Source organism: Streptomyces sp. Root1310 (assembly GCF_001426425.1).
Classification (GTDB): domain Bacteria; phylum Actinomycetota; class Actinomycetes; order Streptomycetales; family Streptomycetaceae; genus Streptomyces.
Genome location: NZ_LMEQ01000002.1, coordinates 120564 through 145265, shown reverse-complemented (window position 1 = coordinate 145265; position 24702 = coordinate 120564). Strand labels below are relative to the sequence as shown.

The 24702-nt window shown below is 70.7% G+C and carries 23 protein-coding genes and 1 tRNA gene; 11 read left to right on the top strand and 13 right to left on the bottom strand.

Annotated elements, in window-relative coordinates:
- Positions 1 to 6: 6 nt before the first annotated feature.
- A complete protein-coding gene (gene wblA, locus ASD48_RS10315; protein ID WP_020129278.1) occupies positions 7 to 345 on the bottom strand; it encodes a transcriptional regulator WblA in 339 nt (112 codons plus the stop codon).
- Positions 346 to 751: 406 nt separating this feature from the next.
- Here wblA and ASD48_RS10310 point away from each other — a divergent pair, with 406 nt between their 5' ends.
- A complete protein-coding gene (locus ASD48_RS10310) occupies positions 752 to 3025 on the top strand; it encodes a transglycosylase domain-containing protein (RefSeq protein ID WP_057601205.1) in 2274 nt (757 codons plus the stop codon).
- Between the two features lie 213 nt (positions 3026 to 3238).
- Here the strand turns inward: ASD48_RS10310 and ASD48_RS10305 are convergent, their stop codons facing one another.
- Positions 3239 to 3703 carry a GatB/YqeY domain-containing protein gene (locus ASD48_RS10305; protein WP_057601204.1) on the bottom strand — a complete coding sequence of 155 codons (465 nt, stop codon included), beginning with the start codon at positions 3701 to 3703 and terminating at the stop codon, positions 3239 to 3241.
- 94 nt (positions 3704 to 3797) lie between these two features.
- Here ASD48_RS10305 and ASD48_RS10300 point away from each other — a divergent pair, with 94 nt between their 5' ends.
- The 3 genes from ASD48_RS10300 to ASD48_RS10290 all read left to right on the top strand — a co-directional run bounded on the left by ASD48_RS10300 (position 3798) and on the right by ASD48_RS10290 (position 5814).
- Positions 3798 to 4724 carry a metallophosphoesterase gene (locus ASD48_RS10300; protein WP_057601203.1) on the top strand — a complete coding sequence of 309 codons (927 nt, stop codon included), beginning with the start codon at positions 3798 to 3800 and terminating at the stop codon, positions 4722 to 4724.
- 188 nt (positions 4725 to 4912) lie between these two features.
- A complete protein-coding gene (locus ASD48_RS10295; protein ID WP_057601202.1) occupies positions 4913 to 5698 on the top strand; it encodes a Pr6Pr family membrane protein in 786 nt (261 codons plus the stop codon).
- Positions 5699 to 5740: 42 nt separating this feature from the next.
- Positions 5741 to 5814 (top strand) — tRNA-Pro (locus ASD48_RS10290).
- Between the two features lie 536 nt (positions 5815 to 6350).
- On the opposite strand, the gene ASD48_RS10285 is transcribed toward ASD48_RS10290, so the two are convergent.
- The 3 genes from ASD48_RS10285 to ASD48_RS10275 all read right to left on the bottom strand — a co-directional run bounded on the left by ASD48_RS10285 (position 6351) and on the right by ASD48_RS10275 (position 9157).
- On the bottom strand, positions 6351 to 7628 hold the full coding sequence (locus ASD48_RS10285; protein ID WP_157880615.1) for a hypothetical protein: 1278 nt from the start codon (positions 7626 to 7628) through the stop codon (positions 6351 to 6353).
- A gap of 220 nt (positions 7629 to 7848) precedes the next feature.
- Positions 7849 to 8631, bottom strand: a complete 783-nt coding sequence (locus ASD48_RS10280; RefSeq protein ID WP_057601200.1) for a hypothetical protein — start codon at positions 8629 to 8631, stop codon at positions 7849 to 7851.
- A complete protein-coding gene (locus tag ASD48_RS10275) occupies positions 8621 to 9157 on the bottom strand; it encodes a SigE family RNA polymerase sigma factor (protein ID WP_057601199.1) in 537 nt (178 codons plus the stop codon). The genes ASD48_RS10280 and ASD48_RS10275 overlap by 11 nt, the downstream gene beginning before the upstream one ends.
- A 263-nt stretch (positions 9158 to 9420) precedes the next feature.
- Between ASD48_RS10275 and ASD48_RS10270 the strand changes: the two genes are divergently transcribed.
- Both ASD48_RS10270 and ASD48_RS10265 read left to right on the top strand, forming a co-directional pair.
- The gene (locus ASD48_RS10270; RefSeq protein ID WP_057601198.1) at positions 9421 to 10512 is read left to right on the top strand and encodes a sigma factor-like helix-turn-helix DNA-binding protein; all 1092 of its coding nucleotides are present in this window, start codon (positions 9421 to 9423) and stop codon (positions 10510 to 10512) included.
- Positions 10509 to 12467 carry a transglycosylase domain-containing protein gene (locus ASD48_RS10265; RefSeq protein ID WP_063887432.1) on the top strand — a complete coding sequence of 653 codons (1959 nt, stop codon included), beginning with the start codon at positions 10509 to 10511 and terminating at the stop codon, positions 12465 to 12467. Before ASD48_RS10270 ends, ASD48_RS10265 begins: the two co-directional genes overlap by 4 nt.
- An 80-nt stretch (positions 12468 to 12547) precedes the next feature.
- Here ASD48_RS10265 and ASD48_RS10260 read toward each other — a convergent pair whose 3' ends face one another.
- Together ASD48_RS10260 and ASD48_RS10255 are read right to left on the bottom strand one after the other, a co-directional pair.
- The gene (locus ASD48_RS10260; protein ID WP_057601383.1) at positions 12548 to 13939 is read right to left on the bottom strand and encodes a HupE/UreJ family protein; all 1392 of its coding nucleotides are present in this window, start codon (positions 13937 to 13939) and stop codon (positions 12548 to 12550) included.
- 5 nt (positions 13940 to 13944) lie between these two features.
- Entirely contained in the window at positions 13945 to 15156 is a 1212-nt protein-coding gene (locus ASD48_RS10255) for a DUF3500 domain-containing protein (RefSeq protein WP_057601196.1), read from the bottom strand.
- Positions 15157 to 15279: 123 nt separating this feature from the next.
- On the opposite strand from ASD48_RS10255, the gene ASD48_RS10250 reads away from it, so the two are divergent.
- Positions 15280 to 16065 carry a response regulator transcription factor gene (locus tag ASD48_RS10250; RefSeq protein ID WP_057601195.1) on the top strand — a complete coding sequence of 262 codons (786 nt, stop codon included), beginning with the start codon at positions 15280 to 15282 and terminating at the stop codon, positions 16063 to 16065.
- Positions 16062 to 17633 carry a HAMP domain-containing sensor histidine kinase gene (locus tag ASD48_RS10245; RefSeq protein WP_057601194.1) on the top strand — a complete coding sequence of 524 codons (1572 nt, stop codon included), beginning with the start codon at positions 16062 to 16064 and terminating at the stop codon, positions 17631 to 17633. Before ASD48_RS10250 ends, ASD48_RS10245 begins: the two co-directional genes overlap by 4 nt.
- 236 nt (positions 17634 to 17869) lie before the next feature.
- On the opposite strand, the gene ASD48_RS10240 is transcribed toward ASD48_RS10245, so the two are convergent.
- The 5 genes from ASD48_RS10240 to ASD48_RS10220 form a co-directional block, all read right to left on the bottom strand.
- Positions 17870 to 18091: a hypothetical protein gene (locus ASD48_RS10240; protein ID WP_199875750.1), complete on the bottom strand. Its 222-nt coding sequence runs from the start codon at positions 18089 to 18091 to the stop codon at positions 17870 to 17872.
- Positions 18092 to 18108: 17 nt separating this feature from the next.
- Positions 18109 to 18705 carry a DUF5994 family protein gene (locus ASD48_RS10235; RefSeq protein ID WP_057601192.1) on the bottom strand — a complete coding sequence of 199 codons (597 nt, stop codon included), beginning with the start codon at positions 18703 to 18705 and terminating at the stop codon, positions 18109 to 18111.
- 220 nt (positions 18706 to 18925) lie between these two features.
- Entirely contained in the window at positions 18926 to 19324 is a 399-nt protein-coding gene (locus tag ASD48_RS10230; RefSeq protein WP_057601191.1) for a DUF5994 family protein, read from the bottom strand.
- Between the two features lie 204 nt (positions 19325 to 19528).
- On the bottom strand, positions 19529 to 19723 hold the full coding sequence (locus ASD48_RS10225) for a hypothetical protein (RefSeq protein WP_057601190.1): 195 nt from the start codon (positions 19721 to 19723) through the stop codon (positions 19529 to 19531).
- 175 nt (positions 19724 to 19898) lie between these two features.
- Positions 19899 to 20204: a hypothetical protein gene (locus ASD48_RS10220; RefSeq protein WP_242432568.1), complete on the bottom strand. Its 306-nt coding sequence runs from the start codon at positions 20202 to 20204 to the stop codon at positions 19899 to 19901.
- On the opposite strand from ASD48_RS10220, the gene ASD48_RS10215 reads away from it, so the two are divergent.
- Positions 20188 to 20373: a dihydrofolate reductase family protein gene (locus tag ASD48_RS10215; RefSeq protein ID WP_242432567.1), complete on the top strand. Its 186-nt coding sequence runs from the start codon at positions 20188 to 20190 to the stop codon at positions 20371 to 20373. The two genes, ASD48_RS10220 and ASD48_RS10215, sit on opposite strands and share 17 nt — an antisense overlap.
- Positions 20374 to 20460: 87 nt before the next feature.
- Here ASD48_RS10215 and ASD48_RS10210 read toward each other — a convergent pair whose 3' ends face one another.
- Positions 20461 to 21882 carry a DUF2252 domain-containing protein gene (locus ASD48_RS10210; RefSeq protein ID WP_057601188.1) on the bottom strand — a complete coding sequence of 474 codons (1422 nt, stop codon included), beginning with the start codon at positions 21880 to 21882 and terminating at the stop codon, positions 20461 to 20463.
- A 315-nt stretch (positions 21883 to 22197) separates the two neighbouring features.
- Between ASD48_RS10210 and ASD48_RS10205 the strand changes: the two genes are divergently transcribed.
- Both ASD48_RS10205 and ASD48_RS10200 read left to right on the top strand, forming a co-directional pair.
- Positions 22198 to 22608: a hypothetical protein gene (locus ASD48_RS10205; protein WP_057601187.1), complete on the top strand. Its 411-nt coding sequence runs from the start codon at positions 22198 to 22200 to the stop codon at positions 22606 to 22608.
- A gap of 123 nt (positions 22609 to 22731) precedes the next feature.
- Complete coding sequence (locus tag ASD48_RS10200) at positions 22732 to 24357, top strand: MFS transporter (RefSeq protein ID WP_057601186.1); 1626 nt, start codon at positions 22732 to 22734, stop codon at positions 24355 to 24357.
- The last annotated feature ends 345 nt before the right edge of the window (positions 24358 to 24702 follow it).

The following is a 24702-nucleotide window of genomic DNA, read 5'->3' as shown; positions in this document are numbered from 1 at the left end:
TTCTCCTCAGCCCACCGCCGCGTAGTTCTCGTAGATCTCGTCGTCATCGAGCGGCAGGATGCCGGCCCCACGCTCGTACTCCGAACGCGCCGTCTCCAGCAGGCGGCGCCAGGAGGTCACCGTAGGACGCCTGCGCAGCAGTGCGCGGCGCTCGCGCTCGGTCATGCCTCCCCACACGCCGAACTCGACGCGATTGTCGAGCGCGTCCGCCAGGCATTCGGTGCGTACCGGACATCCGGTGCACACCGCCTTGGCCCTGTTCTGCGCTGCTCCCTGAACAAACAGTTCATCCGGATCGGTAGTGCGGCAGGCGGCCTGCGCACTCCAGTCGGTTACCCAGCCCATACCGGCGCCGTCCTCTCCCGAATCGAGGCTCCCCCACGGCGGCAGCGGCATATTCACCGCCGCCAGTTGAGGACGTTACGGAAGGTGGGCACAGCGCAACACCCCCTTCGGGCCCAATCTTGAATGGCCCGAACGGACTATGCGTAAGCGGCAGATCACCCGGGGGAGTGAGCCCGCGACATATGCGACTTTCCCGGCAACCGGGACAGTTCAGTTGAGTCACAACGGACGCCGGGTGACACACAAGGCGGATTCGGACACGTCCCCATCAGAAAGTCGGGGAACCTCCGGAACGATTCGGGGTCGCCGGACGTATTGATACGTAGCCCTGCTGCTGTGACAGTTGAGAGCAGCTTAGGCCAAGGCATTGACGCGTGTCCGGCGAATGAGAACGTAGGCTGCCCTCATGCCAAAGAAGCGCTCGGGCGGTGGTCTGTCGCCAACGCAGCAGGCCGCCAAGTTCCTCGGTGTCAGTGTGCTCGCGGGAGCCGTGCTGGCCGGTATCGCCCTGCCCGCGTTCGGCGCGCTGGGCCTCGCCGCCAAGGGGTCGGTGGAGTCGTTCGACGAACTCCCGGCCAATCTCAAGACGCCCCCGCTGAGCCAGCGCACCACGATCCTCGACGCCGAAGGCGGCCAGATCGCCACGGTCTACTCGCGGGACCGCACGGTGGTCGACCTCAAGAACATCTCGCCGTACATGCAGAAGGCGATCGTCGCGATCGAGGACTCGCGCTTCTACGAGCACGGCGCGGTCGACCTCAAGGGCATGCTGCGCGCGCTCAACAAGAACGTGCAGAGCAGCGGTGTCTCCCAGGGCGCCTCCACGCTGACCCAGCAGTACGTGAAGAACGTCTTCGTGGAGGAGGCGGGCGACGACCCGACGAAGGTCGCGCAGGCCACCCAGCAGACCATCGGCCGCAAGATCAAGGAGCTGAAGTACGCGATCCAGGTCGAGGAGGAGCTCGGCAAGAAGAAGATCCTCGAGAACTACCTGAACATCACGTTCTTCGGTGAGCAGGCCTACGGCGTCGAGGCGGCCTCGCAGCGCTACTTCTCCACGCACGCCAAGGACCTCACCCTCCCGCAGGCGGCGCTGCTGGCGGGCATCGTCCAGTCCCCAACCGTCTACGACCCGGTCAAGGACGACGTCACGGCCACCAACCGCCGCAACGTCGTGCTGAAGCGCATGGCCGAGGTGGGCGACATCACCGAGGCGGAGGCCGCCAAGGCGCAGAAGTCGCCGCTGGGACTCAAGGTCAAGCAGCCGAAGAACGGCTGCATCACCGCCGTGAAGGGCGCCAGCTTCTTCTGCAAGTACGTGGAGCGCGTCTTCCTCAGCGACCCGGTCTTCGGCAAGACGAAGGAAGTGCGGGCGAAGCTCTGGAACCAGGGCGGCCTGACCATCCGGACCACGCTCGAACCGCAGTCCCAGAAGTCCGTCCAGGACTCGCTCAAGGACCACGTCTACAAGTCGGACAAGGTCGCCGCGGCCGCCACGCTCGTCGAGCCCGGCACCGGCAAGATCCTCGGCATGGGCCAGTCGAAGCCGTACGGCTACGGCAAGAACGAGACCGAGTACAACTACTCCGTCAACGCCTCCATGGGCGGCTCGAACTACGGCTTCCCGACCGGCTCGACCTTCAAGCCGTTCGTGGCCGCGGCCGCGCTGGAGGAGGGCCGCCCGGCGAACCAGAGCTACCCGGCGCCGTACGAGATGCCGTACCCGGAGACGGTCCAGACCTGCAGCAGCAAGCCGTGGACCAACCAGGGCAACGACAAGCTGGAGAACGAGAGCGAGTCCGAGAAGGGCCCGTACCAGCTGAAGAAGGCCATGGAGCTGTCGGTCAACACCTACTTCGTGCAGATGCTCGCCGACATCGGCATGTGCCCCGTGGTGAAGATGACCGACAAGCTGGGCGTGGTCCAGGGCAACGGCGACAAGGTCCCCGAGGTGCCTTCGTCGATGACCCTCGGCTCCACCGGCCTCTCGCCCCTGACGATGGCCACCGCGTACGCGGCCTTCGCCAGCCGGGGCATGTACTGCACCCCGGTCGCGATCGAGTCGATCACCCAGACCGTGGGCGGCACGAAGAAGTCGCTGGAGGTGCCGAAGTCGACCTGCTCGCGCGCGATGAGCGAGAAGACCGCGGACACCATCAACACGCTGCTGAGCGGTGTGACCGACTCCGGTACCGGCAGGCAGGCCGGTCTGTCCGGCCGCGCCAACGCCGGTAAGACGGGTACGACGGACTCCCGCAAGAACGCCTGGTTCGTCGGCTACACCCCGAACCTCGCCGGCGCCGTCTGGGTCGGCAGCGCCACCCAGAAGGTCGAGATGACCGACATCACCATCGGCGGCGTCTACCACTCCCAGGTCTACGGCGGTGACACCCCCGGCCCGATCTGGCGCGACGCGATGACCGGCGCGCTCGAGGGCAAGGAAGCCCCGCCCTTCAACCTCGTCAACATCCCGAACCCGCCCGACAAGGACCGCGGCGACGAGAACGACGACAACAAGGGTGACAACAACGGCGGCACCGGGGACAACGACGACGGCTTCCTCACCGGTCTGCTCACCAACGGCACGACGAACGGCGGGAACTCGACCGGCGGCGACGACGGCGGCACGTTCTTCCAGGGCCAGAGCAACGGAAACGGCAACGGCGGCGGACGCGGCTGAGACGGGTCCGCCGGTTCGCCCGGCTCGTCGGTTCGCCGGTTCGCCGGTTCGCCGGTCCGCCGGTCCGCCGGTCCGTCAGCTGGGAACACGTCGAACGGCCCCTGCCTCTCGTACGGGAACTCTTCTCGTACGGAGAGGCAGGGGCCGTTCGACGTGCGGGGCCGGTGGCGCTCCGCGGAGGGGCGTGGCCGTCACGGGGGCGGGGTCAGGGTGTCATCCCGCGAGCAGCTTCTTGACGACCGCGGCGACGCGGCCGCCCTCGGCCAGGCCGGCCACCTTCGGGTTCACGATCTTCATGACGGCGCCCATCGCCCGCGGCCCCTCGGCGCCGGCCGCCTTCGCCTCCGCGACGGCCTGGGCGACGATGTCGTTCAGCTCCTCTTCGCTGAGCTGCTTGGGCAGGTAGGTGGCGAGCAGCTCGCCCTCCGCCTTCTCCCGCTCGGCCGACTCGGCCCGACCACCCTGCGCGAAGGCGTCCGCTGCCTCACGGCGCTTCTTCGCCTCCTTGGTGATCACCTTGAGGACCTCGTCGTCGGAGAGCTCGCGCTTCTCCTTGCCCGCGACCTCCTCCTTGGTGATCGCGGTGAGCGTGAGCCGGAGCGTCGAGGAGCGGAGCTCGTCGCGCTCCTTGATAGCGGCGTTGAGGTCTTCCTGAAGCTTCGACTTGAGCGTGGTCATGGGTTTGATTGTCGCAGGTGTCGGCGGCCGCACGCCCGCCGATTTAAGGGGCGGCGGGGCAAGGGCTTTTGACGGCGTCTGACACGATGGACGTATGCGCGCGCGATACGGAGTTCCCCTGTCCATTGCGGCGGCCGGCGCCGCCGGTCTGGTGTACGCGGCGGGCTTCGAAGCCCGCTCCTTCCGCCTGCGGCGGGTGACGGTCCCCGTCCTCCCCGCCGGGATGCGCCCCTTGCGCGTGTTGCAGGTCTCGGACATCCACATGGTCGGCGGCCAGCGCAAGAAACAGCGCTGGCTGCGTTCCCTGGCCGGCCTGCGCCCCGACTTCGTGATCAACACCGGGGACAACCTGTCCGACCCGGAGGCCGTGCCCGAGGTCCTGGACGCCCTCGGCCCGCTGATGGAGTTCCCCGGCGCGTACGTCTTCGGCTCCAACGACTACTACGGCCCCACGCTGCGCAACCCCGCCCGCTACCTCCTCGAGAAGGCCCAGGGGCGCCACGGCCTGAACGGCAACGCTCCCGCCGTCAACGTGGTCCACAACCCGTGGGAGGACCTGCGCGACAACTTCGACGCGGCGGGCTGGCTGAACCTGACGAACACCCGGGGCGTGCTGAAGGTCGAGGGTGCGTCGATCGAGCTGACCGGCGTGGACGACCCGCACATCAAGCGCGACCGCTACGCCCAGGTGGCCGGTGGCCCGTCGGCGTCCTCCGACTTCTCGATGGGCGTCGTGCACGCGCCGTACCTGCGGGTCCTGGACTCCTACACGGCGGACGCCTACCCCCTGATCCTGGCGGGCCACACCCACGGCGGCCAGCTGTGCATCCCCTTCTACGGCGCCCTGGTCACCAACTGTGACCTGGACACGGACCGCGTGAAGGGCCTGTCCACGCACACGGCGGAGGGGCACACGTCCTACCTGCACGTGTCGGCCGGATGCGGAACGAGCCGCTACACGCCGGTGCGGTTCGCGTGCCCGCCCGAGGTGACCTTGCTGACGCTGGTCGAGAAGGAGTAGGGCGAGGAGCGAGAAGGGGCTGCTGTGGCGGAGGGGCAGCAGCGGTGACGGAGAGGGCTGAGGGGCAGCAGACGGGACGGCGGAGGAGCAGTAGACGGACGACGGAGGGGCGGCGGAGGGGCCGCGCAGGTTCCCTCGAACGGCCCTCCCATATCGCCCCTTCCGGCACATTTGCCTAGCTTGAGGGTATGACCGCGCCGATACCCAGGGACATCCCGGATCTGCCCGCGATCCCGCGGACCCACGCGCTACTGCTCTCCTCCGTCCCCGCCTCGGCGGTGGTCGCCCCGGTGCGCCGTCCACTGGCCGCCGTCCTGCGCCTGCTGCTGGCGGGCACGGCGGCCGCGGGCGTGACGCTCGCCCTCCTGCTCGGCAGCCCCGTGCGGGTTCTGAGCCACTTCGCGATCCAGAGCAACATCCTGCTGGCCCTGGTCACGCTGCTCTCCGCCCGCCGCGCGTGGACGGCCCGCCGCCCCCTCCCCGCCGCCCTGACGGGCGCCGCACTGCTCTACGTCACGATCACCGGCCTCGTCTACCACCTGCTCCTGACGAACGCGGCGACCCCCTTCTCGGTGACCGGCACGACGACCGCCCCCACCGGCTGGCACCTGGTCGCCGGGCACCTCATCCACACGGTCACACCGACAGCCGCCGTCCTCGACTGGCTGCTGCTGACACCCCCGGGCCGGCTACGCCTGCGCCGGGCCGCCACCTGGATGATCTACCCCGTGGTCTACCTGGCGTTCTCCCTCGCCCGCGCCCAGCTGATCCCGGCCGGTACCCCGGGCCGCTACCGCTACCCCTTCTTCGACGTCGAGGCCCACGGCTACAGACACGCCCTCGCCAACGCCCTCCTCCTCGGCCTCTCCTTCTACGCCCTCGCGGTCCTCCTCGTGGCCCTCGACCACGCCCGCCCGAACCCGATCAGCCACCGCGCCAAAACCGGATTTCGTCTCGGGCCACCGGTGGGCTAAAGTAAACGACGTCGCCGCGACAAGCAGGACAAGCAGCGACATCGGGGTGTAGCGCAGCTTGGCAGCGCGCTTCGTTCGGGACGAAGAGGTCGTGGGTTCAAATCCCGCCACCCCGACACAGGTCAGAGGCCCATTCACGTGATCGTGAATGGGCCTCTGTCGTGCGTACGGCACCCTCTACGCCGCCTGTTCTTGCGCCCGCTTCTGTTGCCTGTGCTTGCCCTGTTCAGGCGGCCGGGGTGCCGGCCGGGCCTGCGCTCTTGTCTCCGCCCCGCTCCAGCCCCGCCGGCGCACGGCCGGCGCCCGTGCCGCGCTCAGAGCGATTCGCCGCCTGATGCCAGCGAAGGGGCACACCGTGGCAGGAGCGGAATCCGAGCGGGATGGACACAGCTGCGGCTGCGGCCGGGTGGCGTTGGTGGGCGCTTCGCTCCGGTACGGCGCAGGTCGAGCACGATGAGGACGATCGCGGCGACGCCGAGATGGATGAGCGGGTTGAACTGGCGAAGGCCCCTGCCTTCTGTCGCCTGTTCAGGCGGCGCCGGCAGGGCCGACCCGAGCCGAACCCCGATTGCAACGACAGGAGTTGCCGGGCTATCGGTCCTTGCGGCCCTCGATTTCCGTCACGAATCCGCGGACGACTGCGTCCGGGGGTTCAATTCAGGAGTTGCTGCACCGTTGTCTGCGTTCGTCCACTCGGTGAGTGGTCGAGGCCGTACGCGGCGGTCAGCTGTTGAGGTTCAGCGGGCGCGGGCCTGATGTTGACCTCGTCTGCCGGACTGACTTTCGCCACGAGGTATGGCCCGAACCAAGTCTTATCCGGCTCTTCAAGGACCCACCAAAGGGTGGCATACCTAGCCGTGCGAGTGTGCTCAAGAAATGCGTTGCTGTGGACAATGCGCGACTGATATCTCAATATCTCGGTACCGTGATCTGCGACCCATGCCGGAGCCGATTCAACTTCAGGATGACTCTTGTCCATATGCCATGAATTCCGCCCTGATCGCGCATACTCTTCGCTGGTCAGTACGACTCTGTCCGCCCGCATGTAAACCATGTCAGCAGTAGCGTTTATCGCTTCGTAGGATGCACTTTCAGGAAATTCCACAAGGCTGTCCGTCGCGACTTCTGTGCCGGGGTCGAGCTTGCGGCCCACACGCATGAACCGCCCCTGGGCGAGCAGGTCGTACTTCTTCTTCCGCTCGTCCGAGTAACGAAGCAGAACGGCTTGGCTGTCGCTGATGTCCTGCAGCCAGTCCTGCTTGGTCCGGGGGGCGTCGGTGGCGATGGGGCCTCTGGCCGACACCTGGAAGAGGGAGCCCAGGGCGTAGACGGTCACGGATCCGGTGTTCTTCGATCGCAGACGGACCGGCAGCATCACCCTTCCATTCGCGATGTGGGCCTTCCCCAGCTCGACCGTGGTGGAGACGGACGCTGGTGTGCTGTACGGCTGATAGATCTGCGCGTACCCGAAATTGACGGCTGCGGCCATAGTGGTGAAGAGCGCTCCGATGGCCAGCGATCTGGGTCTCGGAAGCTCGATCTGCTGACGCTGATGCCGCGTGTAGAGAAAAGCGAGCGACAAGAGTGAAGTTATGCTCAGAAGGAGCCAGACCCACAGGCAATGCGTGTAACTCCAGCTCTCAGCCTGCAGAGCGAGCAAGGTGAAGTTGACAAGCATCGATATGGCTATGGCGACTACCACAGCGGCTCCCGCGTACCCCACGAGTCTGGCACCGGCGGCAAGGTGGTGACAGTACGCGGCGAGTGCTGCCAACTCGATCAACGCCACCAACAGCAGGAAGGCTCCGTTCAGGCGGCCGGCATACGTGAGGGCTCCATTGACGTCCTCGGAGCCGAGCCAGATGAATTCAGCGGCGGTGAAGAATAGGGTCGCTATGAGAACCGCGGTCAGTACCCTTCTCGGCGTCATACCTTCCATGAGAGCGGGTGCAGGGTGGCGCACGCTCCTTCTGCTCGACCATCTGCATGAAGCTGAGACGTCTCGCAAAGGGATGCCAAGTCGTCGTGTACGCCTACGGGCCCGATGCCGATGTTCCGTTCACGGTCTTGGCGCGGGTTCTGCGCGGTCTGCCGTTCCGGCCGAGCGCGGTCTGCCGTTCCGGCCGGCGTACGTCCTCGCCGTGCAGGTCTCAATCCTGGCCCTGGCCCGTTCCCTCCGCCGCGGGGGCCGAGACGCCGGCAGCGGGTGCGAGGGGGGTCTCCGGGGAGGGGGAGGCCGTCGTGTCGGGGGCCCGGGTGGTGGGTGAGGGGGTGGCTGCCCGGGCTGGGGCGGTGGTTACCGTGAGGCTGGTGCCGAGGCGGATCCGGGTGTGGAACCACTGGGCGTCCTTGGTGCTGAGGGCGATCACGCCGGCTGTGACGTCGTAGTCCCCCGTGGCCTCGATGGCCGGGGCGAAGGCGCCGACGTAGAGCAGGCCGCCGTTCCCGTCGCGCAGCTGGACCGCGTACGCGACGTTCACCACGGTGGCGCCCTTGGAGGGCACGTCGGCGGCGAGCGCTATCCGGACCGGCCTCGCGACCACCGTCATCGGGGTCGTGGTGGTGGTCGTGGGCGGGAGGTCGAACGTCGAGAGGATCGGCATCACCCGGCCGCCGAACGTGAGGGCGCTCCCGGGCAGGTCGAGCGTGCCGGAGACGGGTACCGCGGTGGCCGCCGACGTTCGGGGGGAACCCGAGGACGCCCCGGCGGAGGTTCCGCGCCCGGCCGGGTGGTCCGGGTCCTCGCCCGGACGCAGGGTCAGGGCGAAGCCCAGCAGCGCGAGGGCCGCGGTCCCCGCACCCAGGGTCGCGGCGGCCCGGCGGCGGCGCCTGCGGCGCATCGCCAGGGCACGGGTCGCGGGGCCGCCGACGATCGGTGCGGTCGCCGCGGAGTCGGCCAACTCTCCGAGCGCGGCGGACAGTTCATCGGACACGGCGGCTCTCCTTTCGGACCGGCCCGTCGGCCTCGTCCACGCGGCCGTCGGCCTCGTCCTCCGCGAGTCGCTTCGCCAGCTCTGCCCGCCCCCGGAAGAGTCTCGCCTTGACCGTCCCCACGGGCGCGCCGGTCTCGGAGGCTACCTGCTCCACACTCAGGTCGCACAAATGGTGCAGGACGATCGCCATCCGCTGGGCCTGGGGCAGTTCGCGCAGGGCGGCCACGAGCGCGGTGCGCTCAGGGCCCGGGCCCGGGGTGGAGTCGGGCGGCGGGGTACGCCGTACGAGTTCCAGCCAGCGCCTCGCGCGCCGCCAGCGGCTCACCGCCAGCCGCATGGCCACCGTGCGGATCCACGCCTCGGGAGCGCTGTCCGACAGGAAGTGCTGTCGCCGGTCCCAGGCCCGTACGAACGCCTCCTGTACGACGTCCTGGGCCTCCCCGTGGTCCCCGGTGAAGGCGTAGAGCTGTCCGGTCAGCCGGGGGAACGCGGTCGCGTAGAAGGCGTCGAACTCGTCCTCGGTCATGCCCCCACCGGAATCTCTGCCCTTTCCTTGCAACCTGGCCACCTCCGTCGTGCGTACAGGTCGCGTAGGTCGCGTAGGTCGCAGCCGGCGATGCGCAACCCCACCGGGAAGACGGCGAACACGGGTTCCAGGCTCCCTCTCCCCCGACGGTGTTGGCTCACTGCCTGCTCAACCTACTTGCACGACCGAACGGTTGCCCGACCAGGACGGACGGCTCCACGCGTCCGGCCACGACCGAGTTCCCGAGCCGAAGGACCGCCCACGTGCCACCGACCCCCGACGTACTGCCCGCCCGTCCCGCCCGCCCCGTCGTACTCGCCGCCGCCGGACACGACTTCGCCGCCTACGCCCGGACGCACTGGTCCCGGCTGGTCGTGACCGCCCGGCTGCTCACCGACGATCCCGGTGCCGCCGAGGAACTGGCGCGCAGAACGCTGGTGCGGATGTACGCGCGGTGGCGACGCGTTCCGCGCAACGACGTGGATTTCCATGTACGGCGCTGTCTGGTGCGCAACCACCTGCGCCGGCTGCGCGGACGACGAGCCGCGCGCCGACGGGCCGTTGTGGTGCTGCGGGTCTGGGAGGGGCTGGCGGACGCGGAGATCGCCCAGCTGCTGGGCTGCTCGGTGGGGGCAGTGCGTGCCCATGCCAGACACGGTCTGAAGGAGGCCGGCACCGACCCCGGGCAGCTGCGCGAGACGTTCACCCGGACCGCCCGGGAGATCGTCCCGTCCGAGGTGCCGCTGACCGGCCTCCGGGCAGGGGGCCGCATCCGGCGACGACGCCGCCTTGCCGTGGCCTCGGCCGCCTGCGCGGCGCTGCTCACGCCCGTCGCCCTCCTCGCCGCCGACCGCCTGGGCGGCAGTGCGCAGGACGGGACGTCCGGAGCCCGGGCGGGGGACGGCAGTCGTCAGGCGACGAGCCCGATCCGGGTGGTTGCGCCGGGCGAACGGGTGACCGCCAGGGCAGGGGTACGGATCTGGCTGACCGCCGACGGCGCGCACTGGTCGGTGCCCCTCCCCGGGGACGACAGCGACCGCCCCCTCGACGAACCGGGCGTCTCCCTCCGGGTGGACAGCGTGACCGGCGGGTTCTTCCTGTCGGGCCTCTTCCACGGCCTGAGCGGCGAACCGGGCCGCGTCGAGGTGAGCACCGGCGACGGCGGCAGAACCCTCGCGAACGTCCTCGTCCTGGCGGGCAGTCCGGGGTGGGGCATCTGGTACGCGAGCACGCCGCTGCCCGGCAAGAACGTGCAGGCGCTGCTCTCCATGGACGGCGACGATCGGGTCGTCACGGTGTACGACGCCTCGGGCAGGGTCGCCGCACGGTCGGACCGCGAGTGGTGGCGGATATGAGCGTGATCGAGGACGGCAACGGCAACGGGGACGAGGACGGGAACAGGGACGGAAACAGGGACGGGAAGGAAAGTGGGGGTGGGAGCGGGGTCGGGGGCAGGGGCCGGGCGGGCGAGCTGCGGCGGTTGGGGCGCTCGGCGCGGCCACCGAAGAAGGGGAAGGGCAAGGGGAAGGGGCGGGGGAAGGGAAGGGGCAACGGCAAGGGGGTGTTGGCGGGGCGTCGGCATCGTGAGCGCGCGCCGCTGCGGATCCGGTTGCGGCGCAACCGGGGGCGGCGGCTTCGCCGGCTGGCCTACGCCTTCCTCACGCTGCTCGCGACGCTGTGCGCGGCGGCCGTCGTGGCGTACCACCTGACGTCCATTCCGAAGCCGCACCCCGAGACCGTCACCCAGAGCACCGTGTTCCTCGACGCGGACGGCGCATATCTGGGCCGGCGCGGACCGGTCGACCGGCAGGACATCCCGTTGTCCGCGGTCCCCCGCCATGTGCAGGAGGCGGTGATCGCCGCGGAGAACCGTTCCTTCCGTACGGACAGCGGTATCTCACCGCGGGCCATCACGCGGGCCGCGCTGGCGACGCTGACGGGCGGCGACCCGCAGGGCGGCTCCACCATCACCCAGCAGTACGTGAAGAACGCGCTGCTGAGCCCGGAACACTCGTTGGCCCGCAAGGCGCGTGAGGCGCTCATCGCGATCAAGCTGGACCGCACACGCACCAAGGACGAGATCCTCGAGGGCTATCTCGACACCGTGTACTTCGGGCGGGGTGCCGCCGGGATCCAGTCCGCCGCCCGCAACTACTTCGGCGTGGACGCGAAGAGCCTGACGGTCGCGCAGGGCGCCGCGCTGGCGTCCATCCTCAACATTCCCTCGTACTACGAGAAGGCGGGCTCCGATCCGAAGGTGACCGCGAAGCTGGAGAACCGCTGGGAATGGGTGCTCGACGCGATGGCCGCGAGCGGGAGCATCACGGCGAAGCAGCGGGCCGCGGCGCGTTTCCCGGCGTTCCGGTTCTATCCGCCGGGCGAGACCGAGGGGCAGCGGCAGTACCTGATCGACATCGCCGCGAAGGAGGCCGCCGACCGGCTCGGCATCACCGAGGACCGGCTCGCCAGCGGCGGCTACAGCGTGACGACCACCTTCGACCTGGCGCTGCAGGACAGCGCCACCCAGCTGGTGCAGAAGCATCCGGGGGGCGAGAAGGGCGTGCGGGTGCACACCGCCGTCGTGGGCATGGTGCCCGGCGACGGCGCGGTGCGGGTGCTGTACGGGGGGTCGGACTATGCGCGGCAGTCGTTCAACGACGCGGTGAGCGGGGCGGTGGAGGCGGGGACGGCCCTGGATCCGTTCAGCGAGGTGGAGGACGCGGGCGAGCCGTTGGGCAAGCTGCTGAGGATGCCGGCGCCGACCCCGCTGGACCTCACGTCGGCATACGCGACGGTCGCGGCGGACGGCAGGTACACCACCCCGTACACCGTCGCCCGCATCACACGGGAGGGCCGCACCGTCTACCGCGCGCGGCCCGATGCGCGGCAGGTCCTGGACGAGAAGGAGGCGCTGGTGGCGGGCGCGCGATCGGGGGCCGGACCGACGCCCGTCGCCGTGGGCGTCGACGGCGATGTCGACGGCGATGTCGACAGCGACAGCAACGCAGGCTCGGCGGCGGAGGTGAAGGGTTTCGCCGTCGCCGGGGCGGGCGGGGGGATCACCCGGCGGACCGTGTGGACCACCGGGTACGACGGCCGACTCGCCCTGACGGTCGCGCTGTTCGCCGACCGGGCAGGCGACAAGAAGGGCACGACGGTGCCTGCGCAGCTGCCGAACGAGCCCTCGCCGACGCAGTTCGCGCAGAACGTGGCGGCGGGGATCTGGGACGCCGCCACCTCGAAGGGGGGTTCGAGGAGCGCCACGGCAAGGGCCGCGGAGAGGGATGCGGAGAGGGATGCGGCGAACTGACGTTGAGTGAGGCGGCGGGCCGGGCCCTGGTCTTCGCGTCGCGGTCGGAGTGCTTCGACCCCGCGACGCGCGGCCGGGGCCTACCGTCCGGCTGCCGTCCAGGGCGCCCCGCATCGCAGGCGGGCCGCGACGGCGAAGGCCGCGACCGCGCCGGCGACGAGCAGAGGGTGCCCGACCAGCCATGTCTGCGCGCCTTCGAACGGGTCGCCGGCGGTCAGCGTCGTGCGTTCGAGCATCCAGGACACCGAGAACACGAGCCCGACGACGGCCACCCCGATACGGAACGCGGAGTAGACGGGCGTGCGGGACAGCACGATCAGCGACGGCATGATCAGGGCGACGACGAGCAACTGGGTCAGTTCGATGCCCAGGTTGAAGCCCAGCAGCGTGGTCACCAGCGAACCGCGGTCGAGGCCGAGGTCGCCGATGAGCGAGGCGAAGGCGAGGCCGTGGACGAGCCCGAACCCCGCGGCGATGAGCACCTCGCCGCGCGCCACCAGCGGCCGTATCGCGTGGACCGCGGAGACGGCGATCGAGAAGGCGATCAGCGTCTCGACCGGCCGGGACGGGACGTGGATCACTCCCGAAGCCGCCAGGGCGAGGGTGAGCGAGTGACCCAGGGCGAACGCCGACACGACGTGCACGACGCGTAGGAGACTGCGGCGCGGCGATGAGACGCCGACGCCTCCGGCGCCTCCGACGGCACCAGCGACCCCGGCGACCCCGGTTGAACCAGCGCCTCCGGCGACCCCCATGGCACCAGTGACCCCGGTGGCACCAGCGGCCCCGGTGCCTTCGGTGCGCCATCGGCCGGCGGTGGCCGCCAGCGGGGCGGGGATGAGCAGCATCAGCAGGAACAGCAGGTGGTCCGCGCCCTCACCCACATGCTCGATGCCGAGCCCCGCCGTGGTGGCGAAGCCCTTCAGCCAGGAACCCTCGTCCGCCGGGACCAGCAGGCTCTTGGTGTCCCAGTCGAGGACGCCGAGGGTCTCGGCGTCCTCCGTCTTGAGGATGCCTCGGTCGAAGTCGTACCGGACGGTGGCGATGACCTTGTGGGTGAGGAGTTCCTCGACGATGACGTCGTAGCGCAGCCGGAAGTCGGTGACCTGCCCGTCCGGCGGGCGGATGGTGAGCGGGTAGACGAGGTGCGCCGTCCCGTCGATCGTCCGCACCGACCCCGTGCCGAGCCCTACGGTCCACGGGTTGCCGTCCTCGCCGACGGCGCTGATGTGCCTCGCCGTATAGCGCTTGAGGAAGGACCGGTCCTCGCCGAGCACACTCGTGGGGGTGAGGTCGCGGTCGACGGCGATCGCCAGGCGGTCGACGGGCAGCTGCACCTCGCCCTCGACCCGGTCGTCACGGATGTCGAGCAGGACGGCCGAGGTGCTCATCGGGTGGGCGGCCGCCGGCGACGCGAGGCCGCCGACCAGCAGGAAAGCCGAGAGCAGCAGGGCGGAGACGAGACGGCGCACGAACGTCACTCCCAGCCGTAGTCGGAGGTCTCGTCCCGGAAGATCGTGTGCTGGTGGATCTCGTCGGTCGAGGCGCCGGGCTGGTTGGAGAACTCGATCCAGGCGGACGGCCCGTCGAGGCGGACGTACGTCTGGTCGTTGTCGATGGTGGTTCCGCCGCTCCAGCCGATGTACGTCTCGTCGTACTCGGCGACGTACTTGGCCAGGAGCCGTGCCGCGGCCTTCTCGTCCAGGTCGTCGACCCAGGTGCGCAGCATCGCGGTGACCTTCGCCTGCTGCTTCTTGGTGAGGCTGCCGACGAGGACGCCCTCGGGTTCCGTCGGGAAGGGGCCGTCGTTGCCCGGGCCGAGGTAGAGGTCGTCGAAGCTGCCGTCGATCTCGGCGGCGGCCAGTTCGTCGGCGGTGAGCGACTGGACGGCGCCGACGGTGGCGGCCCGCTTGTCCGCGAGCGGGGCGTATGCCTTGTCGTCGAGGACGAACTCCTCCGGCTCGACCGCGGTCAGGGTGGGCGACATGGTCACGTTGTTCCCGGCGTAGGTGATGTTGTACGCCGCGTGGTGACCGCCGTACTGGACGGTGAACTCGCCGGTCCTGCTGGGCTGTCCGAAGAAGGAGAGGTAGTACCACTCCGAGCCGAAGTTGGCCCCGCCTCCTCCGCCGCCGGGCCCTCCGGGGCCACCGGTGGCACCGTCGGTCGGGGCTCCGGAGGGAGGCGTACGGGTGGCGGTGGGGGAGGCGGACGCGCCGTCACCGGTGTCCTCGCCGTCCGACAGCGACGCGAGGTAGTCGTCGGCCTTGCGGATCTCGACGAGCTCCTCGTAACCCTGCTTGCTGAGCGCCGCCTCCATGACCTTCATGGCCGCCGCGTCCTGCGCGTCGGTGAGGTCGCCCAGCTTCAGGCCGTTGCGCTCGACGACGGGCGTCGGGAAGTTCGACCAGCCGGTCTTCTTCGCCTCGTCGTCGAAGTCGTAGAGGACGGCGTCCTTCTGTTCGTCGGACAGCGTCGCGAGGAAGGCGTCGGCGGCCTTCACCACCTCGGCGGTGTTCGCGCCACCGGCTCCGGTGCGGGCCGCGGAGGCCGGGACCGCCTGCTTGGCGACCGTCGCCGAGGCGGACCCCGGGTCGAACGCGAGATAGCCGACGGTACCGAGGGCGACGCTGAGGCACGCGGCGAGGACCACGGGCCGGCGCAGAACGGGGCGGGTGTGGGAGGACATGGGACTCCTGTGGCCTGAGGTGGTGGGGTCCTCCATCGTGGGAGAACGGTCTCAGAGCGCGGCCGGAGCCAGTCCGGAATTGCATGAGAAGGGGCTCACAGAACGCTGTGCGAGCATGCGCGCATGCCGGAACGTGTCCTCGTCGCCGACGACGATCGTGCCGTCCGCGAAGCCGTCGAGCGGGCGCTGGAGCTGGCGGGGTACGAGGTCGTCACCGCCGGTGACGGTGTGGAGACCCTGGTCCTGGCCCGCAGGCAGTCCTTCAGCGCGCTCGTCCTCGATGTGATGATGCCGCACATCGACGGCGTGGCCGTGTGCCGTGTGCTGCGCGCCGACGGTGACCTCACCCCCGTGCTGCTGCTCACCGCACGGGCCGGGATCCCCGACCGGGCGAACGGTCTGGACGCCGGCGCCGACGACTACCTGCCCAAACCCTTCGAAGTGGCCGAGCTGCTCGCGCGCCTGCGGGCGCTCCTGCGTCGGGCCGTGCTGACGGCGTCGCCCGGCCCCCCGGCCGAGATGCACGAGAGGAACGAGGGGCACGAGAGGCACGAGGGGCGTGAGGGGCACGGCAGGGGCGATGACGGGGACAGGGGCGCGCGCTCCGGTGACGTGCTGCGGATGGCGTCACTGCGCATCTCCCCCGGTACGCGACGCGCCTGGTGGGGCGCGGCTGAACTCCGGCTGACCAGAACGGAGTTCGACCTGCTGGAGCTTCTGGTGCGCGAGGAGGGGCTCGTCCTGGACCATGCGGCGATCTACCGGAGCGTCTGGGGTCCCGACGCCGGCGTGGACGCGAAGAACCTCGCCGGGTACATCGGCTACCTGCGGCGCAAGCTCAGCGATGCCGGGGCCCCCGACCTGATCCGCACGGTGCGCGGCGTGGGCTACGCGGCGCGGCGGCCATGAGCCTGCGCTCGCGGTTCGCGCTGGCCTTCGCCGCCGTCGGTGCCGCGGTGGCGGTGACGGTCGGGGCGCTGAGCTACCTCGCCGCCTCCGACAGCGTGTTCGCGGAGGTCGACCGGACGCTGCGGTCGACCACCGTGGCCCTGACCCGTGGCATGGAGAAGCGCCAGGAGGGGACTCCGGCGGACGCGTCACACGCGTCACACGCGTCGCACGCGTCGGACGCGGCCGACCCGACGGACCCGGCCGACCCGACGGACCCGGTCGACCCCGTCGAACCGGCCGACCCCGTCCAACCGGCGGACCAGAGCGCCGGCAGTCGGACTCCCGGCAGTCGGAGCCCCGCCCCCTTTCCCGGGCTGGACCTGCCCGCCCCGGAGGGTGAGGCGGCGCCGCAGCCGGTCCTCCAGGCCGTCGCCGGGGACGGCACGCCCATCCGCCTGAGCGGCCCGCTGGCGAAGCTGCCGGTGTCCGACGCCGCGCGCGCCCTCGCCGCCTCCGGCGAGGCCGGGCAGTCGGACACCACCGAGATCGACGCGGACGGTCACAGCTACCGCCTGCTGACGACCGCGCTCGGCGAGAGCCGCGGCGCCCTGCAGGTGGCCGTCCAGGTCGACCAGACCCGGCAGGTGCTGGCCGGCATGGCGCGACGGATCGCGGCGGTCAGTCTGGCGGTCATGCTCGTCGCGGCGGCCGCGGGCCGGCTGCTCGCCGGACGCGTCACGCGACGGCTGGTCCGCCTGACCGAAGTCGCGGAGGAGGTCAGCACGGACGGCCGGGTCACTCACCACGGCACGGAACCGGTGGGCGGGCGCGACGAGGTCGGGCGGCTTTCCGCGTCCTTCGGCAGGATGCTCGGGCGCATGGTCGCCGCCCGCGAGGCCCAGGAGCGGCTGGTGCACGACGCCGCGCACGAGCTGCGGACCCCGCTGACCAGCCTGCTGGCCAACGCCACCGTGCTGCACCGGGTCACCGAGCTGTCGCCCGACTCCCGCGACCGGCTCCTCGACGACGTCCAGCACGAGACGCGCGAACTCGGTCACCTCGTCGACGAACTCGTCGAACTGGCCCTGGCGGGCGGCCGCGAGGAGGCCGAGGCACCCGTGGGCCTGGCCGAGGTGGCGCGGCGGGCGGCCCGGCGCGTGTACCGGCGCACCGGGCGTCTGGTCCATGTCGACGCCGACGACTCCGTGGTCCTCGGCCGCCCCCAGGGCCTCGAACGCGCGGTGGGCAATCTGCTGGAGAACGCCGCCAAGTTCGACGCCGACGGCGAGGAGCCCATCGAGGTACACGTCCGCCGGGGAGCGGTCACCGTCCACGACCGGGGGCCCGGCATCGCCGCCGCCGACGCACGTCGCGTGTTCGACCGCTTCTACCGGGCCGACGGCGCGCGCGGCCTGCCCGGCTCCGGACTCGGCCTCGCCATCGTCCACGACGTCGCCGAGGCTCACGGCGGATCCGTGTCGGCGGGTCCGCGGCCCGGCGGTGGCGCCGCGGTGGGCTTCACGGTGAGCCCGTCACGCCTTCGGCAGGCTTCCCGCCCACCGACGGAGGCCCCGGCCGCGGACTGACCGCACGACGTCACCAGCGACAGGGAGCGGCCCGCGTGCGGCCCGTGAACGGCCCGAGAGGCCCGAGAGCGGCCCGGCCTGCCCGCGGGCAACCGGGGCTGCGGGGCTGCGGGGCTGCGGGGCTGCGGGGCGTGGATACGCGGATGCGCGGATGCGCGGATGCGCGGATGCGCGGATGCGCGGATGCGCGGATGCGCGGATGCGCGGATGCGTCCGGGGGGGGCCGGGAGGTCGTCTCATGGGTGCGGCGACGGGGGTGGAGTCGTCCGCGACCGCCGTCGCGACGGTCGCCGGCCGCGGGTCTTCCGTGGCGTCGGTGCAGACGGTGCCGGTCCCGCGACCGGCATCCCGGAGCGGGCGTAGTGGAAGGCGGCGATGCGTTCGCTGTGCTGCGAGTTGAGCCGGTGGATGAGGAACATCCCGAGGGCGATCATCGCGAGGATCACGATCACGGTCATGAGCGTCTCCACGGGTCTCACCTCGTCATCTGCTGATGCGGCGGCGCGGCGGTGCCGACCGGGACATGCGGCTGTGCGGCCCCATCGCCGGCCTCGTGCCCGCCCTCGGAATCCCAGACCGCTTCCACGGCCCGATCGGTCGCGGACGCCGTCCGCAGACGCGTCGCCTCCTCCATCAACCGGCTCGCGGTCGATGTGCCCAAGGGGTCGCTCGCGGCGGACATCAGCCAGGCGGCCGAGGCGGGATCCGTCCGCGGCGGGACCACCAGGAGGTTCCAGCGGCCCAAGCGGTAGGAGAGCAGCAGCAGTTCGTGCGGATCCTGCTCGGACAGGAACCAGCCGACCTTCACCACGTGTCCGGCGACAGTCACCTTGCGCGGGACGACCGGCCAGTGGGTGGGATTCACCGTGACCCGGGTGATCCGCCCCCACTGCGGCTCCAGTACGGCTGCCAGAGAGGGGAGTTCCGCCGCCAGATCGCGGGAACGGGGCCACCAGGCGCCGTCCAGCAGCGCCGGGGCGGAGCCGGCGGGAGCGAGCGACAGACGGAGGGCGGACGAGGAGGACCGGTCTTCTGCTTCGAGTGTCGGCGAGGGGGAAACGGTCGCAGTCATGACGCGAACCCTGCTCCGGGCCGGTGGCGACCGGCCCGGCATAGTGAATCGCCGAAAACGACACGGGCATGAAAGCCGGTGCGCGAAATATCCTCGGTCATTTCAGGCTACTCCTCGGACCGGGCGAACGGGGTCCGCCGACCGGTCCGCCCCCCCAGTCCGTCCATCGGTCCGCCCGCCAATCCGTCCACAGGTCCGCCGGTCCGCCCGTCGAGCGATGTCAGGAGCGCGGGTCCGCCGCGGCTGCCATGGACAACTGTGCGGCCTGCTCGGTGGTGTCCGGTGGGACGACCAGCAGATCCCAGCGCCCTTGGCCGGGCGCGAGCAGGACCACGGTGTCCGGCGCGGATGTCGTCACGGTTCTGCGCAGTCGTACGACCTGGTTGCAGACGAGTGTCCGGCCGGGCGTCGCGGACCACTTCGACCCGCTGACGGTGACACTGGTGATCTGGCCCCATTCGGGCGGCAGTCCGCCCAGGAGACGGGGGAGTTCGGAGAGCAGGTCGTAGGAGCGGGGCCACCATGCGCCGTCGATGGGCCGTGGAATGGTGCCGCGGGGCGCCAGGCTCAGGCGGAGGAGGGGTTGGGAGGGAAGCGGGGGCTGCAGCGCGGTGGTCATATCTGCTCCTGTCGGCCGCCGTACGGCGGTCGGATCAGTGGGCGGGGGCGGCGGGCGGTGGGCGGTCGGCTCAGCGGCCGGTGGGCGGGCGGACCGGCGGACGGATCGGCGGACGCACGCCGTGCACGCAGCCGAAGGCGCCGAGGAAGACGCCGAAGAAGACGCCGAAGAACGCTGATGACGGAGGTGCCGTAGGTGCGGGGATCAACGGGTTCTGCCGTCCACGAAGGGGTGCCCGCGCGAGCCGTCGTCCTCGCGCCTCGGCGGAGAGCTGCCGGTGTCCTCACAGGCGAAGAACCAGCGGAGCGCGTCGGCGACCTGCCGGGCGACCGCCGGGTACGACGACACCCTCGGCGCGGCCGAGGCACGATCGGACCGGTGAGCGGCTTCGGCTGCCATAAGGCGGAACCTGCCTCGAGCGCGGAGCACCCGGTGTGGTCGAACCAGGAGGACGAGACCGGCCTGAACGCCGGTGTACGAAGGATCCTCGCTCCCCCAACCTACTCCCCCACGCCGCAGGACGACGCGGATCCATCACGCGGGTCCATGACGCGGGTCCGTGACGTGCGTCGGCTCAAGGGGTGAGCTGCTGCCGCCCTATGACGGAGAGGAGTTCGAGCTTTCCCTGGCTCTCCGTGCCGGGCCGGGCGGTCATGACCACGAGGGTCTGGGCGCGGTTCTCGGTGAACAGGACCTGGGCGTCGACGTCGATGCGGCCGAGGTCGGGGTGGAGGATCGTCTTGCTCTCGCCGTAGCGCTGAGCCACCTCCTGGAGCTCCCACAACCCGGCGACGTTCGCGTTCGCCGGGCTGCAGGCCGCCGCCCGGCGGGCGAAGGAGGCGGCGGGCGACAAGGACGTCCTGGTGCTGGGTGCGGACATCGCCCGGCAGCTCCTCAGGGCGGGCCTGCTCGACGAGGTGCACATCCATCTCGTGCCCCTGCTGCTGGGGCGGGGCACCCCGCTGTTCGCCGGCGAGCGGGCCGACCTGATCCCGCAGGGCAGACCCCGCACGGGGTCCGTGACCCACCTGCGCTACCGGGTCGTCTGAACGACCGCGGCGCGGAGCCCGGAGGCCGGAGCCCGGAGGCGGTCGGGCGGAGGCGGTCGGGCGGAAGCCCACTCGGCCCGCACGCCGTCAGGCCGCTTGTGCCGGCAGTCGCCCCTCCTCGACGGCGGTGACGAGTGCCTCGTGGTCGCGCTCGTTCTGGTCGGCGTACTGCTCGGCGAAGGTCACCAGCGCCCGGTCGAAGCTGTCGCCGCCGCCCAGATAGGCGGCGATGGCGATCCGGTCGCCGGATCGCGCGTGGGCGCGGGCCAGCGTCGCGCCGCACAGCGCGCCGAAGGTGCGCATGCCGCGCGGCACCATGTCCTCGGCCACGGCGACCCACTTCCAGTCCCGCAACTGCCGTACGTAGAAGTCCCGTCGCCGGCCGTCGATGCCCTCCACACGCTCCCAGCCCAGGAAGATGTCGCTGGTGGCCTGCATCAGGCGTTGTCCGGCGACCACCCGCTCGCCCTGCGTCCGGTACGTGCTCACCCCTGCGTAGGGCGCCAGCACCGACTCGTCGGCCTCCTTGGCCTGGAGGAACAGCGGATCCTCGTCGTCCTTGCCGAGCAGCAGCACGATCCAGCAGCGGGTGCCCACGCTGCCCACGCCGACGACCTTGCGGGCCATGTCGGCCACCCGGTACTGCTCCAGCAGGTACCGCCGGTCCGACTGGATGGACTGGCCGTAGCGCTCGATCAGCCGTCGGATGCCCTTCTCCACGTCGCCACCGCTGCCTTCACCGGGCAGCAGGTCCTCTAGACGGGTGATGAGCGGCGGGTCGGGCGCGATGAGGCGCCTGCCGTCGACGACGTGGGTGAGCTTGTCGAAGACCTGGAGGGTGTCGTGCGAGAGCGCCTTGGTCACGGCCTGCGCCCACCGCTCGCGGCCCCGCGCCGACAGGTCCGCCCCGAACCGGTCCCGCACCCAGTTGACGTCGAACTGGGCGTACCAGACGGCCAGGTTGCCGAGTCCGGCGAAGGACCGCATGCTCTCCCGGTACGACCCCACGGTGGCCCGTACGATCCTGGCCCGCTCCTTCGTGCTGAAGCCGTTCGCCCGGCCCGCGATGACGAGGCTCGCGGCCAGGCGCTTGACGTCCCACTCCCAGGGGCCCGGCAGCGTCTCGTCGAAGTCGTTGATGTCGAACATGAGGCGCCGCTCGGGTGAGGCCAGCAGCCGGAAGTTCAACATGTGGGCGTCACCGCACAGTTGGGTACGCAGCCCCGTCGTCGGGGTGTTCGCGAGATCGGACGCCATGATGGCGGCGGCCCCCCGGTAGAACCGGAACGGCGACTCGGACATCCTGCTGTAGCGGATCGGCACGAGGCCGGGCAACCGGGTCGCCGACTGCTTCTCGATGATCTTCAACGGGTCCGGCCGCTTCGGTCCGGGCACGAACTCGGCATGACTGGAGCGGGGCGCTCTCGTCCGCGCGGCCTTGCCGAGCGCGGCCCGCTCCTCGGGGGTGCGATGCCGCACGTCGTGTCCGTCCAGGGGGTTGTCGGTCATGGCTGCGGCTCCGTGGGGTGGTCGCGCCGGACGCCCGGGGCGTCGACGAAGGTCATGGCCATGTCGCGGCTGCGGGCTCCCTTCGGCCGATCACGAACGGTCGGCGTACCCGTGCCTCGACGGGAGCGCGGTCGGCGTCGGCCGGTGTGAGCGCCCGGACGCCTGCCGCATCGCCGGTGTGTCCGCTTCCAGGGCACCAGGGATCCACGCCGCAAACTTCACCCGCCCCGGGTGATCTCCCGTCCTCGGCCACGCCACACGCTCGGAGAGGCAGTGCCGCACATCGCGCATCACCGACGAAGTGAGGAATCCGCCATGACCACGAGCACGGCGCACCACAGGTCGTCCGCATCCGAGGCGACCGCCGGCGGGCTGGTGACGTTCGCCGGCGTGATGCTGTTCATCGCCGGTGTCCTCGATCTGTTCCGAGGCATCATGGCCATCGCCGACGACGACATCTACGTCTCCACCCCCAACTACGTCTTCAAGTTCGACCTGACGAGCTGGGGCTGGATCCAGCTGGTCCTCGGCGTGATCGCCATCGGCGTGAGCGTCGGCCTCTTCTCGCGTGCCACGTGGGCGCGCGTCGTCGCGGTCGGCATCGCGGGGCTGCTGATCATCGCCAACTTCCTGTCGATCCCGTACTACCCCGTCTGGTCGCTCACCCTGATCGCGCTGTACGCCTTCGTGATCTGGGCCCTGTGCACGGTCCCGCGGGAACGCTGACAGCACGGTCCCACGGGGAACGCCGACGCGTGGGCGGCCGGGTCGCGGCGAGGAGCCGCCACCCGGCTGACCCCGTTGGCGGGTCGCGGCCGCGTTCCGCGTGACCGTGGCGAGAATGCGACCATGCCCCCCACAGCGAATACGCACGGGAGTTCGAAAACAGCGCAGATCGTCCTGCTGACGCTCGCGGCGGGCCAGTTCCTGATGGCGCTCGACAGCTCCGTCATGAACGTGTCGATCGCCACGGTGGCCGAGGACGTGGACTCGACCGTGACCGGCATCCAGGGCGCGATCACGGCGTACACCCTCGTGATGGCGATGCTCATGATCCCCGGCGGCAAGGTCGGCGCGCTGATCGGCCGCAAGCGGGCCTTCATGATCGGCTGCGTCATCTACGGATGCGGGTCGCTGACCACGGCACTCGCCCCGAACCTGCCGGTTCTGCTGGTCGGCTGGTCGCTCCTGGAGGGGATCGGAGCGGCGCTGATCCTGCCCGCGATCGTGGCGCTCGTCGCCGGGAACTTCGCCGTGGAACGCCGCCCCGCCGCCTACGGACTCGTCGCCGCCGCCGGAGCGGTGGCCATCGCGCTGGGGCCGCTCATCGGCGGCGTGGCCACCACGTACTTCTCCTGGCGCTGGGTGTTCGCCGGGGAGGTGATCCTCGTGCTCGGCATCCTGGTGCTGGCCCGGCGGGCCGCCGACGCGGTGCCCGACCGGCGGCCGCGCATCGACCTCTTCGGGGCCGTGCTCTCCGCCCTGGGGCTCGGGACCTTCGTGTTCGGCGTCCTGCGCTCGTCCACGTGGGGCTGGTTCCGGCCGAAACCCGACGCACCCTCCTGGCTGGGAGTCTCGCCGGTCGTCTGGCTGATGCTCGCGGGCCTGTTCCTGATCTGGGTCTTCCTCCGCTGGGAGACCCGGCTCGTCGGCCGGGGCAGGGAGCCTCTCGTGCAGCCGGCCCTGCTGGGGAACAAGCAGCTCACCGGCGGCCTGACGATGTTCTTCTTCCAGTACCTCGTGCAGATGGGCGTGTTCTTCGTCGTACCGCTCTATCTGTCGGTCGCGCTCGGCCTGTCGGCACTCAAGACCGGCGCGCGCATCCTGCCGCTCTCGCTGACCCTGCTGGCCGCCGCGATCCTGATCCCACGGCTCCTCCCGGACGTCTCACCGCGCAGGGTCGTGCGGTCCGGGGTCCTCGCGATGTTCGCGGGCGCGGTGATCCTGATGGCCGCGCTCGACGCGGACGCGGGCGCGGAGATCGTGACGATCCCGCTGCTGCTGATCGGTCTCGGCATGGGCGCGCTGGCCTCCCAGCTCGGCTCGGTCACCGTGTCCGCGGTGCCGGACGAGCAGAGTGCGGAGGTGGGCGGCGTCCAGAACTCCGTCACCAACCTCGGCGCCTCGATCGGTACGGCACTCGCCGGGTCGATCATGATCGCCACGCTGACCACCTCGTTCCTGACCAGCATCGAACAGAACCCGGACGTCCCCGACCGGGTCAAGAGCGAGGCGAGCGTTCAGCTCCAGAGCGGGGCGCCCTTCCTGTCGGACGCCCAGCTCAAGGCCGTCCTCGAGGACGCCGACGCGACCGACGCCGTGACCGACGCCGCGCTCGACGCGAACACGGAGGCGCGGCTCGACGGCCTGCGCGCCGCCCTCGCCGTCCTCGCGCTCGCCGCCGTCGTCGCCCTGTTCTTCACCCACCGGATCCCGACGACCCAGCCGCGCTCGGCCCAGCCGGGCTCGACCTAGCCGACCTCGACCCAGCGGCAGCGGCAGCAGCGGAGTATCCGTCCTGCGCGTCAGGGCCCGCCTCCGGGCGTGAGGCCGGGGAACGGCCACCGTCGTCCCCGCCGTCCCTGCCGTGTCTGCCGTGTCTGCCGTGTCTGGCGTTTCAGGCGTGCCGGGCGCCTGTCATCTTGGTCGAAACCCGAGGATCGTCACACGCCGCACCGTTGGCCACCGGTCCCTCCCCTCGTGCGGACCGGTGACGAACGGTGCGGGCGGAGTCGACCACGCCGTGACGGCGCGGTTCGCGCGCCGAGCGCGCGGTCGCCCGCGTTACGCCCGGTTCCTGCGCTTCTGCCTCCGGATACT